The sequence below is a fragment of the Psychrobacillus glaciei genome, assembly GCF_008973485.1.
GTDB classification, from domain to species: Bacteria; Bacillota; Bacilli; order Bacillales_A; family Planococcaceae; genus Psychrobacillus; species Psychrobacillus glaciei.
On sequence record NZ_CP031223.1, the window covers coordinates 3580395 to 3599989 of the forward strand.

Sequence of the window (19595 nt, forward strand, 5' to 3'; positions counted from 1 at the left end):
CATTAAATTTAGTATTATTTTAGTTTTTGTTTTAAACTTTCTAGATTATTTTCAAAAAGTTCCGCAAGATTTTTAATTGTTTTATAATCATGCAGATTTTTACTATAGACCCATTCAATGGTTAATATTTTCTGATTCACTTGACAGCTGATATCTATAAAGTGGCTTCTAAGTTCGTTAGGATTAACAATATTATTTGAATAAAGATTGCTTTTTTTAATAATTCTTTTTGAGATCATAGACTGCTCTTGGTTTCCAAAATAATTAAAACTAATTTGTGGATTCTTCAATGTATTAAGTTGATTTTTTCGTCCCTCTTTTTTCATTAAATATTTAAGTATTCCAAATCCAATTCCTTTATTTGGAACAATTTCTAATTCACTTTTAACTTTTACTAAAAGATCCACTATTAGTACATTTATTATGCTATCGAAGCTAAGCGGATACATTGACGTAAACCAGCCAACCGTTCTAGACAAATCTATATTTGTTAAAACTTCTTCCCTGCCATGACTTTCTAAGTTCAATAAAACATTATCAAAGCGTGTATAATCTCCTATAGTTTTTACTAAAGCTGTAATAAGAATTTCTTGAAGAGAGAATTTTTTAGTTTCTGTAATTAAATCAAATAACTCATTTAAATCTATTTTTTTATTTATTTTTTGAATTGATTCAAATGTGTTTTCTCCCACTTGGAAGTCAATAGGAAAATCTTGATTAGAATTTTGCTTCTTCCAAAATTCCACTTCTTGATTATAAAATTCTTTAGAATGCGAATGTAAAAACTGGGACCATTCCTTATATGAGGTAGTTTTTTCTGGTAAATATAAATCCTTTCTATTAATTTGCAATTTCAATAAATTTTCTATGTCCTCTAAAATAATTCTCCAAGACACAGCATCTACAATTAAATGATGGATTGCTATGAATAAGTAGTTATTTGTTTGTTGAGTGGTTTCAAAATATCCAATTTGAATTAGTGGTCCTTTACCAATATTCATTGCTGCTTGCATAGAATCAGCCTTTTTAGTGATATATGCTTTATAGTTCGACTCCAAAATCTCGTCTAATTTTTCATAATGAAAATTAAAGTTAGGCTTTAAAGAAATATTGCTTTGTTCTTTTTCAAATACCGTTCTCAGAGAGTCATGATGATTTACTAAAAATTGAAATGCATTTTCCACCATTTCATTTGTCACATTTTTTTCCACCTCTAATATGTGAGCCATATTAAAGTGATTTTTGTATACAGAATTTTCAAAAAACCACTTTTGTATCGGTGTAAGCATAACGTTACCTGTAACTTGCTTCTGTGCAATTTCGTAAGGATTTTCAGTCATTACTATTTTAGATAATTCTAAAATAGTTTGGTTAGCAAATAAATCTCGAACCGTAAAGAATATTTTTTCTTCTTTTGATTTTGAGACCACTCGAAGCGATAATATTGAATCTCCACCTAATTCAAAAAAATTATCCTCTAAATTTATATTTTGGTTTCCAAGCAATTCTGACCAAATTTTCACTAACTTTTTTTGTATTTCATTCTTTGGTTTTTCTTTCTTGCTCTGTTCTTGTTTTTTTACTTTTTCTTCTTCGAATAATTTCTCTAGAGCAAAAGTATCACTCTTGCCGTTTTTAGTTAATGGTATTGCGTTTAATTCAATGTAAGTTTTAGGTAACATATATTCTGGTAAAATACTTTTTAAATGTTCTTTATAACTATTTCTTTTATTTTCTATACTTATATTTTTTTTAGTAACTATATAAGCCACAAGAATTGATCTTATAGATATCACTTTTGCGTGTTGTATGGTAGGAATTCGATTTAAAACAGACTCAATTTCTCCAAGTTCAACGCGATACCCCCGCATGCTCACTTGATTGTCGCTTCTGCCGACAAATTGAATTCGGCCATCAGGCAAGTACTTTACTAAATCCCCCGTTTTATACAGTCGACTTTCTTTATCCGAAGTAAATGGATTTGAAACAAAGTGTTTATGCGTCTGTTCATTATTTTCCATATATCCCAAAGCTACTCCAGCACCGCCGATGTACAATTCACCAGTAACACCTACAGGTGTTATATTTAAACTTTTATCCAAGACATAAGTTTGGGTATTGGAAATAGGTTTTCCGATATCAGGGAAAATCGATGCTCTATCTTTTGATTTCACTACTCCAGCAGTTGCTAAAACAGTAGTTTCAGTCGGGCCATAGTGGTTTACTAAAGTAAACGGCAGTTGTATTTCTTTAGATAACCGTAATTGATCTCCCCCGGTTAATACAAAATTCAATGAATGTCTCTTTGGCCACTTGAGTTCTACTAGAGGCTCTATTAAAGGGGTAGGTATAAATGAAACATTTATTTCTTTTTCTAATAACCATGTTTTTAAGTCTTCAGGAACTATCTTCTTTTCCTCTTCCACGATATACAAAGTAGCTCCAGTACATAGAGTAGGGTAAATTTCCCAAATGGACGCATCAAATGCAGGGTTAGAAAGATGGGTTACTTTACGGCCTTCATGTAAATCGTATTGAGCTTTTTGCCAATTAACTAAATTGACGACATTTTCATGAGGAACCATCACACCTTTAGGCTTTCCAGTAGAACCCGAAGTATAAATAATATAAGCCAAGTCTTTAGCCATAGACGTAGTTGCAAAGTTCTCAGAAGACTCTTGACATATCAAAGATTGCTCTTTATCAATTAAATAAACAACCAGGTTTAGATGACTTAAGTTATTTTGATATTTCTCTAATGTAATAACTGATTGCAAGTTTGAATTTTCAATCATGTAAGATATACGATTATCAGGATAACTTGGATCCAGTGGCACGTAAGCACAACCAAGTTTTAGTATTGCCAATTGAGAAACTATAGATTCTATTCCTCTTTCCAAATATATTCCGATTGCTTTAGGTGTTGTTGATTTTTCTTTTTGCAAATAATAAAATAATCGATTAGCACGGTTGTTTAACTCAGAATAAGTCAATGACTGATTCCCAAAAACTACGGCCGGTGCATCCGGAGATTGTTCGACTTGCTTTTCGAATAATTGATGGAGAGTATCGCTTGATGGATACTTATCCTCTGTTTGATTCCACTCTTGGACAATTCGATCATTTTCTTCTTTACTTAAGATTTCTAAGTCGCCGATCAAAGCCTCCGGCTTTTCCACAACATCCTGAAGGATTAGATGAAAACTCGTAAGCATTCTATCGATAGTTTCTTCATTGAATAAATCGGTATTGTATTCGAAACTAACAGTCAATCTTTTATTGCTTTCGCTTATACCAACAATAAGTTCTTCTTTAGTAATTTTACTTTGCACTTGGAGGTATTGTACCTCCAAGTCTCCAATTTTCGTTTCTGCTCCTGAAGTGTTGTGATAAGAAAACATAGTTTGAAACAACGGAGAATGGCTCAGTGAGCGAGCTGGTTGTATTTCTTCAACAACTCTTTCAAATGGTACGTCTTGATGTGTATACGCTTCTAAAGCTGTTTCTCGAACTTGCTTTAATAGTTCCATAAATGAGAAATCTTTATTTATTTCCGTGCGAATCACTAAAGTATTTACAAAGAAACCAATAAGATTTTCTATCTCTTGTTTATTTCGATTAGATATAGGAGTACCTACTAAAAGGTCATTTTGTCCGGAATAACGATGTAACAATACTTTAAACGCTGCTAATAGCGTCATAAATGATGTGGTCCCAGCTTTTTGATTTAATGCCTTAAGTGCTTGAACCAACTCAGTTGATATCACAATACTTTGCTTATTGCCATTGAAGGTTTGTTTTGCCGGTCTCTGACGATCCATTGGCAATTGTAATACGGGCAATTCACCTCTTAACTGCTCTTTCCAATAGGCTAATTGGTTGGCTAACACTTTTTCTTTTAACCAATCTTTTTGCCAGGTGGCATAATCCCCATACTGAATTGGCAGTTCAGGTAAATCAAGAGATTTACCTGCTGTATGCTTTTCATAAAACGCGTTTAGCTCTCTTACAAATATATCCATAGACCATCCGTCGGTAATTGCATGATGCATGTTTACTAATAAGACATGGTCTTGAGAAGTTTTACGAATAAGACAAGCTCTAATTAAAGGTCCTTTTTCTAAATCAAAGGAATGATGGATCTCCGTTTCCAAAAGTTCTAGATAGTTTTGAGCCAGCGCCACTTCTTCTAATATAGATAAATCATGAACAGTCAAATCAAAGCTGGTTTCAGAACTAATTACTTGAAGCACGTCAGTATTGTGTTCAACAAATGTAGTTCTTAGTGATTCATGACGGTTTATTACTTGCTCAATCGAATTAGATAATGCCACTGGATCTAGATTTCCAGACAAATTCAGTATCAACGGAGTATTATATAATGATTTTTCATCTATTAAGTTATCTAAAAACCAAAGTCTTTTTTGCGCAAAAGAAGCAGGCAGCATGGTTTTTTTTATACTAGATTTTTTAATAGTTCCTAGTTTTTTTGAAGAATCAGAGTTTGATATTTCTTTTGCTAGCTCTACAATTGTTGTAAATTCAAATAATTTTTTTAAAGGAACTTCTATTTTGTATTTTGAATAAATTTCCATTTTAACTTTCGCTAACAAAAGCGAATGCCCTCCAATTTGGAAAAAATCATCATTTATTCCGAAGTTTTCCTTTCCGAGAATTTGACTCCATATTTTATAAAGATTTTTTTCAACTGAAGTCTTTGGCTTGGTATATTGTTTTGTTATTTCCTTATTTTCAAGCATTTGCAGGAGACATTTCCTATCGATTTTTCCATTAGCAGTTAAAGGCCATGAGTCTACTAAAGTAATAGATGTAGGAATCATATAATCCGGTAAGTAAGTTTTCAAATAGCTCAATATGGTTTGTTCATCAACAGCTAATGGTTTATGAGAAAGAACACAAAACGCTACCAATTGTTTACTAAAGTTTTCTTCTTTTACTAGAACTAAGGATTCTTTTATATTTTGATAGTCAGAAAGAATTGTCTCTATTTCTCCCAATTCTATACGGTATCCTCTAATTTTTACTTGATTATCTTTTCTTCCAATAAATTCGATGTTTCCATCTGGTAAATATTTTGCGATATCACCAGTTTTATACAAACGAAAATTTCTATTTAATAATTTAAAAGTATGGTTAATAAACGTTTCTTTAGTAGTATCTTTTCTATTTAGATAACCTTGTGCCAAACCATGGCCACTAATATATATTTCACCAGGCACACCTATGGGAACAGGATTCATAGAAGGGTCTAAAATAAATATTTGTGTATTATAGATAGGTTTTCCTATATGAGGCGGCTTATTAGCTTCTATAAGAGAATAAGTAGAAATTACAGAAGCTTCTGTAGGACCATAGGCATTAATTATTTTAAAAGGTATATCATTCATATCCGACTCGTAGACCCTATCACTGCCTGTGAAAATATACCTTAAATCCTTTTCTCCACTCCACCTTAAAGATGTGAGTTCCTTAACTATCGTGGGAGGAAATATAGCAAAGTTAATTTTGTTTTTCACAAGCCATTCTTTAATTTCTATTGGATTTAACCGTATATCTTCGTTACAAAAATATATGGTACTCCCTGCTGTTAAATGAGTCCATATTTCCCAAACTGATCCATCAAAGGCGGATCTAAAATATTGAGAGCTTCTTTCTCCTTTTCTAATATTAAATGTCTCTATTGTCCATTGAACTAAGTTTTTTAAACCGAGATGTGGAACCTTAACTCCTTTAGGTTCGCCAGTAGATCCCGAAGTGAAAATTATATAAGCTAATGAATTTAAGTTATAATCTATTTGTATGTCCAAAGTACTTTCTTCAGCAATTACATCATCTATAGAATCCATAAAGATATTCTTTACATGTTCTCGGAATAAGAAATTCAAATTTTTCTTTTGTGAAATCACAACTTTTACAGAAGCATCTAGTGCAATTTTATTAATCCTTTCGGGAGGAAATATTGAATCTGTCGGTATATAAGCCCCCCCAGCTTTTAAAATAGCTAAAAAACTAATAATCATATCTATATCTCTATCTAGATATACAAGCACAGGATCATTTTCTTTAATTCCCAATTTTACTAAGTACCTAGCTAATTGGTTAGATTTATCATTAAGTTCTTTATATGTTATAGAATTAGTATCAGTAACAATAGCAAGTAGCTCAGGAGTATTTTGTGCATTTTTCTCAATATATTTATGAATACTGCTTTCTGAAGTTAATTCTACTTTTGTGCTATTCCAGTCAACTAAAATTTCATTTACTTCCAAGTTTGTTAGCATATTTAAACTCGAAATTTCTTTTTCTGGATTTTTTATAATTTCATTTAAAATCATTAAAAAATGATTTTTCATTCTATTAATCGTTTCAAGTGCAAATAAATCTGTATTATATTCAAATACTGCATTTATTCCATCAGTAGTTTCTGCAATCGCAAGAGTTAATTCAAACTTTGAAATTTTACTGTTTAAAGGAAGCCTTTTTACTTTTAAGCCTTCAATATTTAATAGACTAGCTGAATGACTTTGATATGTAAAAGCAACTTGAAAAAAAGGAGATGCTCCTCTTTGCTCCGGGGAGATTTCTTCTACTAATTTTTCAAAAGGAATATCTTGATTCTCGAATGCTTCTAAAGTTGTTTTTCTTATCATTTTCAACAAATCCAGAAATTTCAAATCTCCTCTAATACCTGTTCTAAGAACCAAAGTATTAATAAATAGTCCGATAAGATGCTCTGTTTCCTTTTGGTTCCGATTTGAAATTGGAGTTCCAACAATAATATCTTCAATATTGGTATATCTATAGAGCAAGATCTTATAGATAGAAAGTAAAAACATATATGGGGTAACGCCTTCATTCATACTTATCTTTTTAATTCCATCAACCATTTCTTTTGATAAGGAGAATGGTAATGTAGCCCCATTATAAGTTGGAATAGAAGAACGTTTATAGTCAGTAGGGAGCTGAATTACTGGTAATTCTCCTTTTAGTTTTTCTTTCCAATAAGTTAGCTGCTTATTTAACTGGCCATTTTCTAACCAATCTTTTTGCCATAAAGAAAAGTCTCCATACTGTATAGGAAGATTCGTTTCATTAATCTCTTCGTTACTTCGATAAGAATTATAATAAGATGCAATTTCCTTCATCAAAATTGTCATTGATTTTCCATCTGTTATTGCATGATGTAAGTTTAATAAGAGCAAATACTTAGCACATTCCTTTTTAATGATAATTCCTCTAATTAAAGGAGCCTTCTTTAAATCAAATGATTTTTTTAATTCTTCTTCCATCAAGTCTTGTACTTTTATATCTTTAATATCTTCAGGAAGATCGCAGAAGTCATATTCTGGAATATAAATATTTAAACTACTCTCTATTTTTTGCTCTACTCTATCGCCAATTTGACTAAAGGAAGTTCTTAAAGATTCATGGCGAGAAACTACATCATTAATGCTTTGGTTTAATAAATCTCTATTTAAGTCTCCTTCTAATTCCCAGAGTACAGGCACATTATAAACTGATTTATTATCAAGTAACTGATCAATTAACCAAAGTCTTTGTTGAGAGAAAGAGAGAGGATATTTATCTCTCTCATTTCTCTTGATTAGTTCGCTTAAGTCATTCTCTTCTTTTCTTAATAAATGTAATTCTAATAACTTCTTTTGCTCCTGAGATAATTCTTCGATTTCTTTCAAGCAGTTTCCCTCCTTAAAGTAAGCAACTTCTTAATTCTCTTTACATTTTTTTTATTATTTTCAATATCTCCTTCAGAATCAAATTTGATAAAAGTCTAGGGGTTTGATTCTCAAAAATAGCCTCTAATGGAATATCCGTACTATAAATGTTATTTATTCTAGACATAACTTGTAAAGCAAACAAAGAGTGCCCACCTATTAAAAAGAAATTGTCATCAATTCCTACTCTTTTAATACCAATTACATCACTCCATATTTCCGTTATATTCTCTTCTAAGGGTGAACTAGGAGCATTATAATTTTCCCCCTCAAAATTGTTGTCTAGTAAAAACTTAGGGAAAGCACTTTTATCAATTTTCCCACTTGAATTTAAAGGTATTTTTTCAATAACTTGAAAAACTTCTGGAATCATATAGCTTGGTAATTTTTTGGTTAAAAATGATCGAAGGTCATCAGTTATTTTTCTTTCACTAGATATAAATTTAATATACATACCAATCTTCATAGAAATAGAATCTTTTCCAATAACAACCCCGATGGCTTGTTCTATCTCAGGATGATCTATTAAAACATTTTCAATTTCTGCAAGCTCAATACGATAACCTCTGATTTTCACTTGAGAATCGTTCCTACCCAAAAATTCAATATTTCCATCAGATATATACCGAACTAAATCTCCGGTTTTGTATAGAGATTCACCTTTTTTATAAGGGTTTTTAATAAACTTCTCTTTAGTTAGTTCAATACGATTTAAGTAGCCGCGAGAGAGACCTACTCCCCCAATATGTAGTTCTCCTATTACTCCTACGGGCTGTATTTTGTGGTTTTTATTTAGAATATATAATTCAGTATTACTAATTGGTTTTCCAATTGGGATACTATTATATTCATTGTAGTTGTCAGTTAAATCATAAAAAGAAACGCCTATAGTAGCTTCTGTTGGGCCGTACGAATTAGTTAATTTTACATGAGGGAGTAGCTTTTTAAATAAATCGACTTGATTTTTATTAATTGCTTCTCCGCCTACAAATACCTGATTGATTGAGTCCAAAAATCTAAGTTCTCTTTCCTTTAAAAATTGTAGAAATGGAGTTAGCATGGATGGTACAAAGTGTAGTTTTGTAATCTTTTCTTCTTTTATGGTTTTTATAATTTCTTTTGGATTTTTTTCTCCATGCGGAGCCAAAAAGACTAGTTTTGCTCCATGTAAAAGTGGCCAAAAAAGTTCCCAAACAGAAACATCAAAACTAAAAGAAGTTTTTTGTAAGATTGCATCATCTTTATCTATAGGATATTTTTTTTGTTGCCATGTTAATTTGTTTACCACAGATTTGTGTTCTATCATTACACCTTTTGGGGTTCCTGTAGAACCTGATGTATAAATAACATAGGCTAAGTTGTTAGAATCTACTACAATTTCTAAATTACTGTCCTGATTCTTATGAAGGTCCAGATTTAAAGTGCTAACATTCAGAATTTTCCCCTTTTCATTTAGAGTTACACTTTTTGTTTCGTTGTGGATAAGTATAAGATTTAAATCTGCTTCGTTAATGATGAAATTTATTCGGTCTTCTGGAAATGATGGATTTATTGGAACATATGCTGCTCCAGCTTTCAAAATTGCCATTAAACTAACCATCGTTTCAATGGATCGATGCATTATAACACCAATTAGACTATCGACTTTTACTCCATTTTCTTTTAGGTGTGCAGCTAATCGATTAGCACGGTTGTTTAGCTCAGAATAAGTCAAGGACTGATTCCCAAAAATTACGGCCGGCGCATCCGGAGATTGTTCGACTTGCTTTTCGAATAATTGATGGAGAGTATCGCTTGATGGATATTCATCCTCTGTTCGATTCCACTCTTGGACAATTCGATCATTTTCTTCTTTACTTAAGATTTCTATGTCGCCGATCAAAGCCTCCGGCTTTTCCACAACATCCTGAAGGATTAGATGAAAACTCGTAAGCATTCTATCGATAGTTTCTTCATTGAATAAATCGGTATTGTAACTAAGCGAGATTATTGTATTGTTTAAACTTTCATCCACTACTAATGTAAGATCGTGTTTCGCAATTTTACTTTGCACTTGGAGTTGTTGTACCTCCAAGTCTCCAATTTTCATTTCTGCTCCTGAAGTGTTGTGATAAGAAAACATAGTTTGAAACAACGGAGAATGGCTCAGTGAGCGAGCTGGTTGTATTTCTTCAACAACTCTTTCAAATGGTACGTCTTGATGTGTATACGCTTCTAAAGCTGTTTCTCGAACTTGCTTTAATAGTTCCATAAATGAGAAATCTTCATTTATTTCCGTGCGAATCACTAAAGTATTTACAAAGAAACCAATAAGATTTTCTATCTCTTGTTTATTTCGATTAGATATAGGAGTACCTACTAAAAGGTCATTTTGTCCGGAATAACGATGTAACAATACTTTAAACGCTGCTAATAGCGTCATAAATGATGTGGTCCCAGCTTTTTGATTTAATGCCTTAAGTGCTTGAACCAACTCAGTTGATATCACAATACTTTGCTTATTGCCATTGAAGGTTTGTTTTGCCGGTCTCTGACGATCCATTGGCAATTGTAATACGGGCAATTCACCTCTTAACTGCTCTTTCCAATAGGCTAATTGGTTGGCTAACACTTTTTCTTTTAACCAATCTTTTTGCCAGGTGGCATAATCCCCATACTGAATTGGCAGTTCAGGTAAATCAAGAGATTTACCTGCTGTATGCTTTTCATAAAACGCGTTTAGCTCTCTTACAAATATATCCATAGACCATCCGTCGGTAATTGCATGATGCATGTTTACTAATAAGACATGGTCTTGAGAAGTTTTACGAATAAGACAAGCTCTAATTAAAGGTCCTTTTTCTAAATCAAAGGAATGATGGATCTCCGTTTCCAAAAGTTCTAGATAGTTTTGAGCCAGTGCTCCTTCTTCTAATATAGATACATCATGAACAGGTAAATCAAAGCTGGTTTCAGAACTAATTACTTGAAGCACGTCAGTATTGTGTTCAACAAATGTAGTTCTTAGTGATTCATGACGATTTATTACTTGCTCAACCGAATTAGATAATGCCACTGGATCTAGATTTCCAGACAAATTCAGTATCAACGGAGAATTGTTAACAGATTTTTTAGACAACATTTTATCTAAGAACCAAAACCTTACTTGACCATAAGAAGCAGTAAAACTTTCTCTATTTTCTTTATATGAAATAAGAGATGTATTAATTTTGATTTCACTGATGCTTTTAGCTAACTTATCAGTTATAGCTAATAGCGTAGGAGTTTCAAAGAAATCTCGAATAGGCACATTTACATTAAACTCATCCTCTATTTTGCCAAGCAGCTTAGCAAGCAACAGAGAATGTCCGCCTACTTCAAAGAAGTTATCGTCAGGTGCTATAGTGCTAATGCCCAGAACTTCTTTCCAAATATTCGAAACTTTTTTAAATAGGATGTCTTGCTCCTCGTTTTGGATAAAATGTTTTATTTTTTTTGCCATTCCATTCATAGTAGGAGTTTCGAACACTTCCCTTAAAGGCACACTTACATCAAACTCATCCTCTATTTTGCCAAGCAGCTTAGCAAGCAAGAGAGAATGTCCGCCTACTTCAAAGAAGTTATCGTCAGGTGCTATAGTGCTAATACCCAGAACTTCTTTCCAAATATTTGAGATTTTTTTAAATAGGATGTCTTGCTCCTCGTTTTGGATAAAATGCTTTATTTTTTTTGCCATTCCATTAATAGTAGGAGTTTCGAACACTTCCCTTAAAGGCACACTTACATCAAACTCATCCTCTATTCTGCCAAGCAGCTTAGCAAGCAACAGAGAATGTCCGCCTACTTCAAAGAAGTTATCGTCAGGTGCAATGGTGCTAATACCAAGAATTTCTTTCCATATCTTCTTTATTTTTGTTTCCATCAAATTAAAGTTTTCTAAAGGTTGTTTCTCTTGTGTTTGTAGCTTTAATAAAGCTTTTTTGTCTACTTTCCCATTGGGAGTATATGGGAATTCATTAAGAACTACGATAGAAGAAGGTATCATGAAACTTGGGAGCTTTTTAGCTAAAAGCTTATAAATATCTTCTTTTATATTTAAATCTTTACTTTCTACCAGTAAAAAAGCAATTAATCTATTTTCAATTACTTGATTTTGATTTTTTTCGTTAATTACAAGAACATCTTTTACCAACGGATGCTCCTTTAATGGAATTTCAATTTCTCCAAGTTCAACGCGATATCCCCGCACGCTCACTTGATTGTCGCTTCTACCGACAAAATGAATTCGGCCATCAGGCAAGTACTTTACTAAATCCCCTGTTTTATACAGTCGACTTTCTTTATCCGAAGTAAATGGATTTGAAACAAAGTGTTTATGCGTCAGTTCATCATTTTCCATATATCCCAAAGTTACTCCAGCACCGCCGATGTACAATTCACCAGTAACACCTACAGGTGTTATATTTAAACTTTCATCCAAGACATAGGTTTGGGTATTGGAAATAGGTTTGCCGATATCAGAGAAAATCGATGCTCTATCTTTTGATTTCACTACTCCAGCAGTTGCTAAAACAGTAGTTTCAGTCGGGCCATAGTGGTTTACTAAAGTAAACGGCAGTTGTATTTCTTTAGATATCCGTAATTGATCTCCCCCGGTTAATACAAAATTCAATGAATGTCTCTTTGGCCACTTGAGTTCTACTAGAGGCTCTATTAAAGGGGTAGGTATAAATGAAACATTTATTTCTTTTTCTAATAACCATGTTTTTAAGTCTTCAGGAACTATCTTCTTTTCCTCTTCCACGATATACAAAGTAGCTCCAGCACATAGAGTAGGGTAAATTTCCCAAACGGACGCATCAAATGCAGGGTTAGAAAGATGGGTTACTTTACGGCCTTCATGTAAATCGTATTGAGCTTTTTGCCAATTAACTAAATTGACGACATTTTCATGAGGAACCATCACACCTTTAGGCTTTCCAGTAGAACCCGAAGTATAAATAATATAAGCCAAGTCTTTAGCCATAGACGTAGTTGCAAAGTTCTCAGAAGACTCTTGACATATCAAAGATTGCTCTTTATCAATTAAATAAACAACCAGGTTTGGAAGACTTAAGTTATTTTGATATTTCTCTAATGTAATAACTGATTGCAAGTTTGAATTTTCAATCATATAAGATATACGATTATCAGGATAGCTTGGATCCAGTGGCACGTAAGCACAACCAAGTTTTAGTATTGCCAATTGAGAAACTATAGATTCTATTCCTCTTTCCAAATATATTCCGATTGCTTTAGGGGTTGTTGATTTTCCTTTTTTCAAATAATAAGCTAATCGATTAGCACGGTTGTTTAGCTCAGAATAAGTCAAGGACTGATTCCCAAAAACTACGGCCGGTGCATCCGGAGATTGCTCGACTTGCTTTTCGAATAATCGAACTAAATTGGATTCCGAATTATAATATTCAATAGTATCGTTCCATTTTTTTGTAATATTTTCAAACTCATCTTCATCAAACATTATAAACTCTGATATTTTTTTATTTGGTGTATTTATTATTTCTTCTAAAAGATTTCTAAAGTGCTTTAGCATGTTTTGGATAGTTTCTGAATTAAATAAATCTGTATTATATTCAAAAGATAAAGATAATTCTTTACCGACTTCTGATATCTTCAAGTTTAAAGGATATTTAGATATAGCTAGTTTTCTAAAAAGTTCCTTGGTTTTAATTCCTTTTATTTTCCAATCTTTTTTAGGCGTATTTTGAACAGTAAGCATTACTTGAGCAATAGGAGAATAGCCTAAATGTCTATCTGGATTTAATTTTTCAACTAGCAAATCAAAAGGAATATCTTGATTAGAAAATGCATTCAGCGTATCGGTCCGAACTTCTTTTAAAAAGTCTAAAAAATTCATCTCTTCCACTAAGTTAGATCTCAAAATGATTGTATTAATAAAGAATCCTATTAAACCTTCTACTTCTTCTCGGTTTCTACCGGCAATGGGAGAGCCAACTATTATATCTTTTTGCCCAGTATACTTTCCTAAAAGCAAATTATAAGCCGCCAAAAAAGTCATATACGAAGTCATGCCCTGTTCTTTACAAAAACTATTGAATTTTTTAGTAAGTTCAGTATTAAAGATAATTGTTTCTCGTGCTCCGTTATTAGTTTTTAAGTTAGGGTAGGGCTTATCAAATGGAAGCTTTAAGACTGGTAGTTCCCCTTCTAGTTTTTCTTGCCAATATTTCATTTGTTTTTTCATTTCAATTTTTTTTAGTTGATTTTTCTCCCAAATAGAAAAATCAGCATATTGAATAGATAAATCTGGTAATAAATCCTCTTCATTGTAGTATCGAGATAATTCATTCATAAAAATTTCTAGAGACCAAGCATCCGAAATAATATGATGCATATTGATTAGTAATATATGCTTAATTTCAGAGAATTTTATTAAACTGATTTTTATCAAAGGTCCTTTATCTAGTGAAAACGGTTTTTTAGATTCATTATTCATAATCTCCATAATTTTCTTGTCAATTAAGTTAAGAGGAGTAAGAGAGGATAAATCCTCGAAATTAATAACTTCTAAATCAATTTCTAAATCTTCTTTTATTAATTGAAAAATCTCATCTTCTTCTCTTATGAAAACTGTTCGTAAACTATCATGTCGTTTTATAATTCTATTTACACTCGTTTTTAATAAAGTTCTATTTAATTTCCCATGCATTTCAAAAAAAACAGGCATATTAAAAACTGCTTGATCTGAATTTAAATTTTCTGAAAACCAAATTCGTTTCTGGGCAAAAGATAAAGGTATTTTTTTATTGCTAAGTTCATTTTTAGGAATTGGTTGATAATTTTCTTTTGTACCTTCGTCTGATCTTAACTTTTCTACTAATATTGATATCCCTAAAATAGTAGGTTTTTCGAATAAACTGTGAATCGAGATATTAATATTGAACATTTTGTTTATATTAGACATCATTTGAGTGATTAATAAAGAGTGACCGCCAAGATTAAAAAAATTCTCATTGATATTAATATCGTCGTTTTTCAAAAGTTTAGACCAAATATTTTTAATAATTTCTTGCGTTTGAGTTAATGTTGTAAAACTTCGATCTTCAGTTATTTCACTTTTATTAGCACTTAATTTCTTCTTATCTATTTTCCCGTTTATTGTAATTGGCCATTCTTCTACTTTGAAAAACTTATTAGGAACCATATAATATGGGAGAGTTTTTGAAAGCTCCTCCCTTAAACCTAATAAATTAAAATTCTCCTGAATTTCTAAGTAGGCTACAAGTTCATCCTGACCATTTTCTGATCGTTGTAATAGACATATTGAACTGATTACTGAAGTGACGGAGTTAATTTGAGAAGTTACTTCCTCTAGCTCAACTCTATAACCCGAAATTTTTATTTGGTTGTCATTTCTTCCAGTAAATCTAATAGATCCATCAGGTAAAAAGTAACCCATATCTCCCGTTTTATATAAAGTACTATCTTCTTCGTTTTGAAAAGAAGAAATTATAAATTTTTCAGATGTAAGTTCGAAATTTTTTAAATAACCCTTTGCTACGCCTTTTCCACCTATATAAATTTCTCCAGTAACTCCTTTAGGTACAGGCTTTAAGTTTTCATTTAGAATATAGATTCTATTATTAGGCAAAGGCTTACCAATATTAGGTATGGGTAAACTATTATTAATATGACAATAAGTTACATCAACTGTGCACTCCGTAGGTCCATACATATTGTAAAATTGAATATTTTTAGAAACTCTTATTTCATTCCACAGCTTTTCATCTATTGGTTCTCCCCCAACAAGAACAGTTTGTGGGTATTTTGAATTTCCCTCCAACAATCCTTCATTTATTAGCAGTCTTAGTTGGGTAGGAGTGCAGTCAAATACATCAATTTTATAATTGTTGATATATTTTAGTAATTTCAGTGGTTCATATTTGATATGTTCGGGAATTAAATAAATATTATTTCCATAACATATTGATACTAATTGTTGGACTGAAGCATCAAACGCTAAAGAAGCATTTAAAGCGAAGTTTTTAACTGCCTTATCCTCATAATTTTTAGTAAAAATTTTAAAGTTTAAACCTTCTGCTAAATCAACTACTGAGCTATGCTTGATCATTACTCCTTTCGCATTTCCTGTTGAGCCAGAAGTGAAAATGATATAGGCTATACTCTCTGGATTAATAAGCATTTCTAGATTTTGATCCGAACTTCTGTCAATCTCTTTATTCTCATCTATATAAATTTCTTGACAGTTTGTTTTAAATAAATTTATAGTTTCTTTAGGTCGCATAAGTACTTTAATTTCTGCTTCATCCAAAATAAATTTTACTCGTTCCTCTGGAGTTGCTAAGTCTATAGGAACATAGACACAACCAGCTTTTAAAATCCCTAATATTCCAGCAATTGAATTAATAGAATGGTCTACCATCATACCTACAGAAGATCCCGGAAGTACCTTGTTTTTTCGTAGGTAATGAGAAATTTTATTAGCCTTTTTATTTACTTCTTCGTAAGAATATTGTCCATTCTCATCTGTAATAGCAATTGATTCGGGAGTAAACTTAGCTTGTTCTTCAAATTTATTATGTAACAATTTAGTGCTTTCAAAAATAATATCGCTATCATTATTGGCAAAAACTATTTCTTTATATTCTTCTTCAGTTATAAGAAGATTTTCAATTATTGCAGAAGAATTTTTAGTAATTGTCTTAAGAATATGTTTAAAATCATGAATCATGTTTGTTATTATTTCTTCATTAATAATATAAGCGTTATAACGAAGTTGGCATTTTAATCCTTCATTTGCTTCAGTCAAAATTAAACTTAAATCAAATTTCGAATTACTTACTTCTACATCTGTAATATTAGAAGTCAAACCTTTTAGAGATATTTTTCTATTTGAAGCTTTATGATATACAAAAGATACTTGTACCAAAGGCATATAATCTTGTGATCGATCTACTTTAGTTTCTTCTACAATCTTTTCAAAAGGTATATCTTGATGTTCATAACAATTTAACAGATTTTTTCTGTTTGCCTTTAAAAGATCTGAAAAACTATTTGAATCATTTAGTTTTACCCGTACAGGTAACGTGTTTGTGAAAAATCCAATTACATCTTCTATTTCCTCATTATTCCTATTTGCAATAGGAGTTCCGATAATCAAATCTTGTTGATTTGTATATTTTCTTAATAGAATACTGAAGACAGAAAAAAGAGTCATAAAATTAGTAGATTTATTTTTTCTGCTAATCACATTTATATTTTCAATAAATTCATTTGATAACGTAAAGTTTACTACTTGACCACTCTTTTCTGGAGTAAATGAATTCAAACTCCTAAAAGGAAATTGTAGTTTTGTTGGTACCTCTTGTAAAAAAAATTTCCAATACACTAATTGATCTTTGTACTCTCCAGCTTCTACCCACTGTTTTTGTTTTGCAGCACATTCATGAAACTGATATAAAAGTTCTTCATACTTTGGGATTTCATTATTACTTAAAGAATTGTAAAAGTTTTGTAGCTCCTTAAAAAATAATTTTATTGACCAAGAATCCCATATTATATGATGAACAGTTATTATTAAAGTATGTTTGTCTGGAGATAATTTCAACAATTTTAATTTTATTAACGGATCTCTATTAATATGAAAAGGAGTGTTAGCTACGTTTTCAATAACGCTTTCTACCAGTTTTGTATTACTTCTGTTACTTAGATCTTCTACTTTTAACTCAATTTTTTCAAAGGGTAAGACATGTGTATATGCATGACCATCATCCGTCTCATATATTCTTGAACGCAGAACTTCATGTTTTTTAAAAATAAGACTTAAGCTTTTATTTAAATTCTTTATGTTCAGATTTCCTTCCATTTTTAATAAATGAGTATTGTTATATGAAGTACTTTCCGGATAAATTTTTTCTAAAAACCATAGCCTTTGTTGAGAGTAGGATAAAGGATTATGTGAGTATACATCTAAAATATGTTCGTTTTGAATATTTTCATTTATTTTCAAGAAAAACATCCTTTCATCGGTTATTGGTTAAAGTTAATACTTCATCACTAAATTCTTCTAAAATTGAGCATTCAAATAAAGTTGCAATTGGAATTTTTATTTCCAACTCTTTTTTTATCCGTGAAATAATTTGAGTTGCTAACAATGAATGACCACCTAATTCGAAAAAATCTGCTTCTTTATCAATATGTTGAAGATCTAAAACTTTCATCCATATTCTTGAAATAGTATTCAAAATTTCTTCAGGTGATGTGACATCTTTTTGTTTTTCATTCTCAATCCTAAATTCTAGGTATTTTTCAGCGAGTAAATTTTTATCTATTTTGCCATTTGAATTAAGTGGCCACTCATTTAACCAAATAAATTTAGTGGGAACCATAAACGACGGCAACTTTTTCTGTAAGTATTCTTTCAACCTGGGATTTTCTTGCCCTAATATACATGCGATAATGTTATGTTTTTCAATGCTATTAGAATTAATTAAAACCACTGAATTTAAAATTCCTTCAAACTTATTTATAGTATTTTCAATTTCACTTATTTCAATACGAAATCCTCTAAGCTTTACTTGATTATCATTTCTTCCGACAAATTCATAGGTTCCATTTTGTATTTCTCGAACTAAGTCTCCGGTTTTATATATGTAGGGAAAATCTTTATCGTTGAAAGGATTTATAATAAATTTTTCTTTTGTAAGCTGCTCTTGATTAACATATCCTTTTGCAAGACCAACACCGGCAATATACAATTCTCCTATTTCTCCCTCTAAAACACTTTCTAATTTTTCGTTTAATAAGTAAAATTTCATATTCTGTATCGGCTGACCAATCGGTATAACCTCACTACTTTCTCGATCACATTTCCACCAACTAACACAAATAGAAGTTTCTGTTGGGCCATAACGATTAAATAAAGGAATATCGAATTTTTTATTAAACTTATCTATTAAGTTAGCTGGTAGTTTTTCTCCCCCACATAGTACTCTTCTTAAACTTTTGCACTCTTTCACATTTTCTTCATCTAAAAATAGGTTTAACATTGCAGGTATAAAATGAATAGTAGTTATTTTCTTTTTGATTATTAAATCTATTAAATAAGGAATGTCTTTTTGCCCGTGAGGATCGGCTAATACTAACTCAGAGCCAGTAAGCAAAGTTAAAAATATTTCCCATATTGAAGCATCAAATGAGAAAGGAGCTTTATGCAATGTCTTATCATCACTAAGTCTATGCTCTTTTTGTTTGGCATTTAATACATTAACAATGCCTTTGTGTGTCAACATTACTCCTTTAGGGATACCGGTTGAACCTGAGGTATACATGATGCACACTGTCTCCTCGTTAAAAGAGTTGATACTATTTAAATTTTTAGTAGGATATTTATTGAAAGGAATGAAATTATCATCTAAAGAGATATTTATTGTGTTATTAGAAGCCCACTCTTCAAGGTTCATACCAATAACTACTTTAGACTCCGTATCAGAAATCAAGTATTTTTTTCTATCGGTAGGTAATTCTGGATCAATAGGAACATAAGTAGCACCAGCTTTCAGTATTCCTAATATTACAATGATTAACTCAATACTTCGTTCAGAACAGATGGCTACTCTTTCATTACTTTTAATTCCTATATTTTGAAGGTGATATGCAACTTGATTAGCACGACTATTTAATTCAGCGTAACTTAAGTACCTACCATTATGGCTTATTGCAATTTTGGTATTATTGTTTTTTACAACTTCTTCGAAAATATTTTCTAATCTAGAATAAAGAGACTTATTATCTTCAAGCAACAAATTATATCAACTACTT

Annotated in this window: 3 protein-coding genes; all 3 read right to left on the reverse strand. The window is 31.3% G+C overall.

Annotated elements, in window-relative coordinates; translation table 11 throughout:
* Window positions 1–14: 14 nt before the first annotated feature.
* From PB01_RS16950 to PB01_RS16960, 3 genes are read right to left on the reverse strand one after another with little or no spacing between them, the layout of a single operon-like run.
* Window positions 15–7715, reverse strand: a complete 7701-nt coding sequence (locus PB01_RS16950) for a non-ribosomal peptide synthetase (protein WP_151701274.1) — start codon at window positions 7713–7715, stop codon at window positions 15–17.
* A 40-nt stretch (window positions 7716–7755) separates the two neighbouring features.
* Window positions 7756–17784 carry a non-ribosomal peptide synthetase gene (locus PB01_RS16955; protein WP_192797382.1) on the reverse strand — a complete coding sequence of 3343 codons (10029 nt, stop codon included), beginning with the start codon at window positions 17782–17784 and terminating at the stop codon, window positions 7756–7758.
* 13 nt (window positions 17785–17797) lie between these two features.
* Window positions 17798–19579 (reverse strand): non-ribosomal peptide synthetase, encoded by a 1782-nt coding sequence (locus PB01_RS16960; RefSeq protein ID WP_151701276.1) that lies wholly within the window; start codon window positions 19577–19579, stop codon window positions 17798–17800.
* Between the last annotated feature and the right edge of the window lie 16 nt (window positions 19580–19595).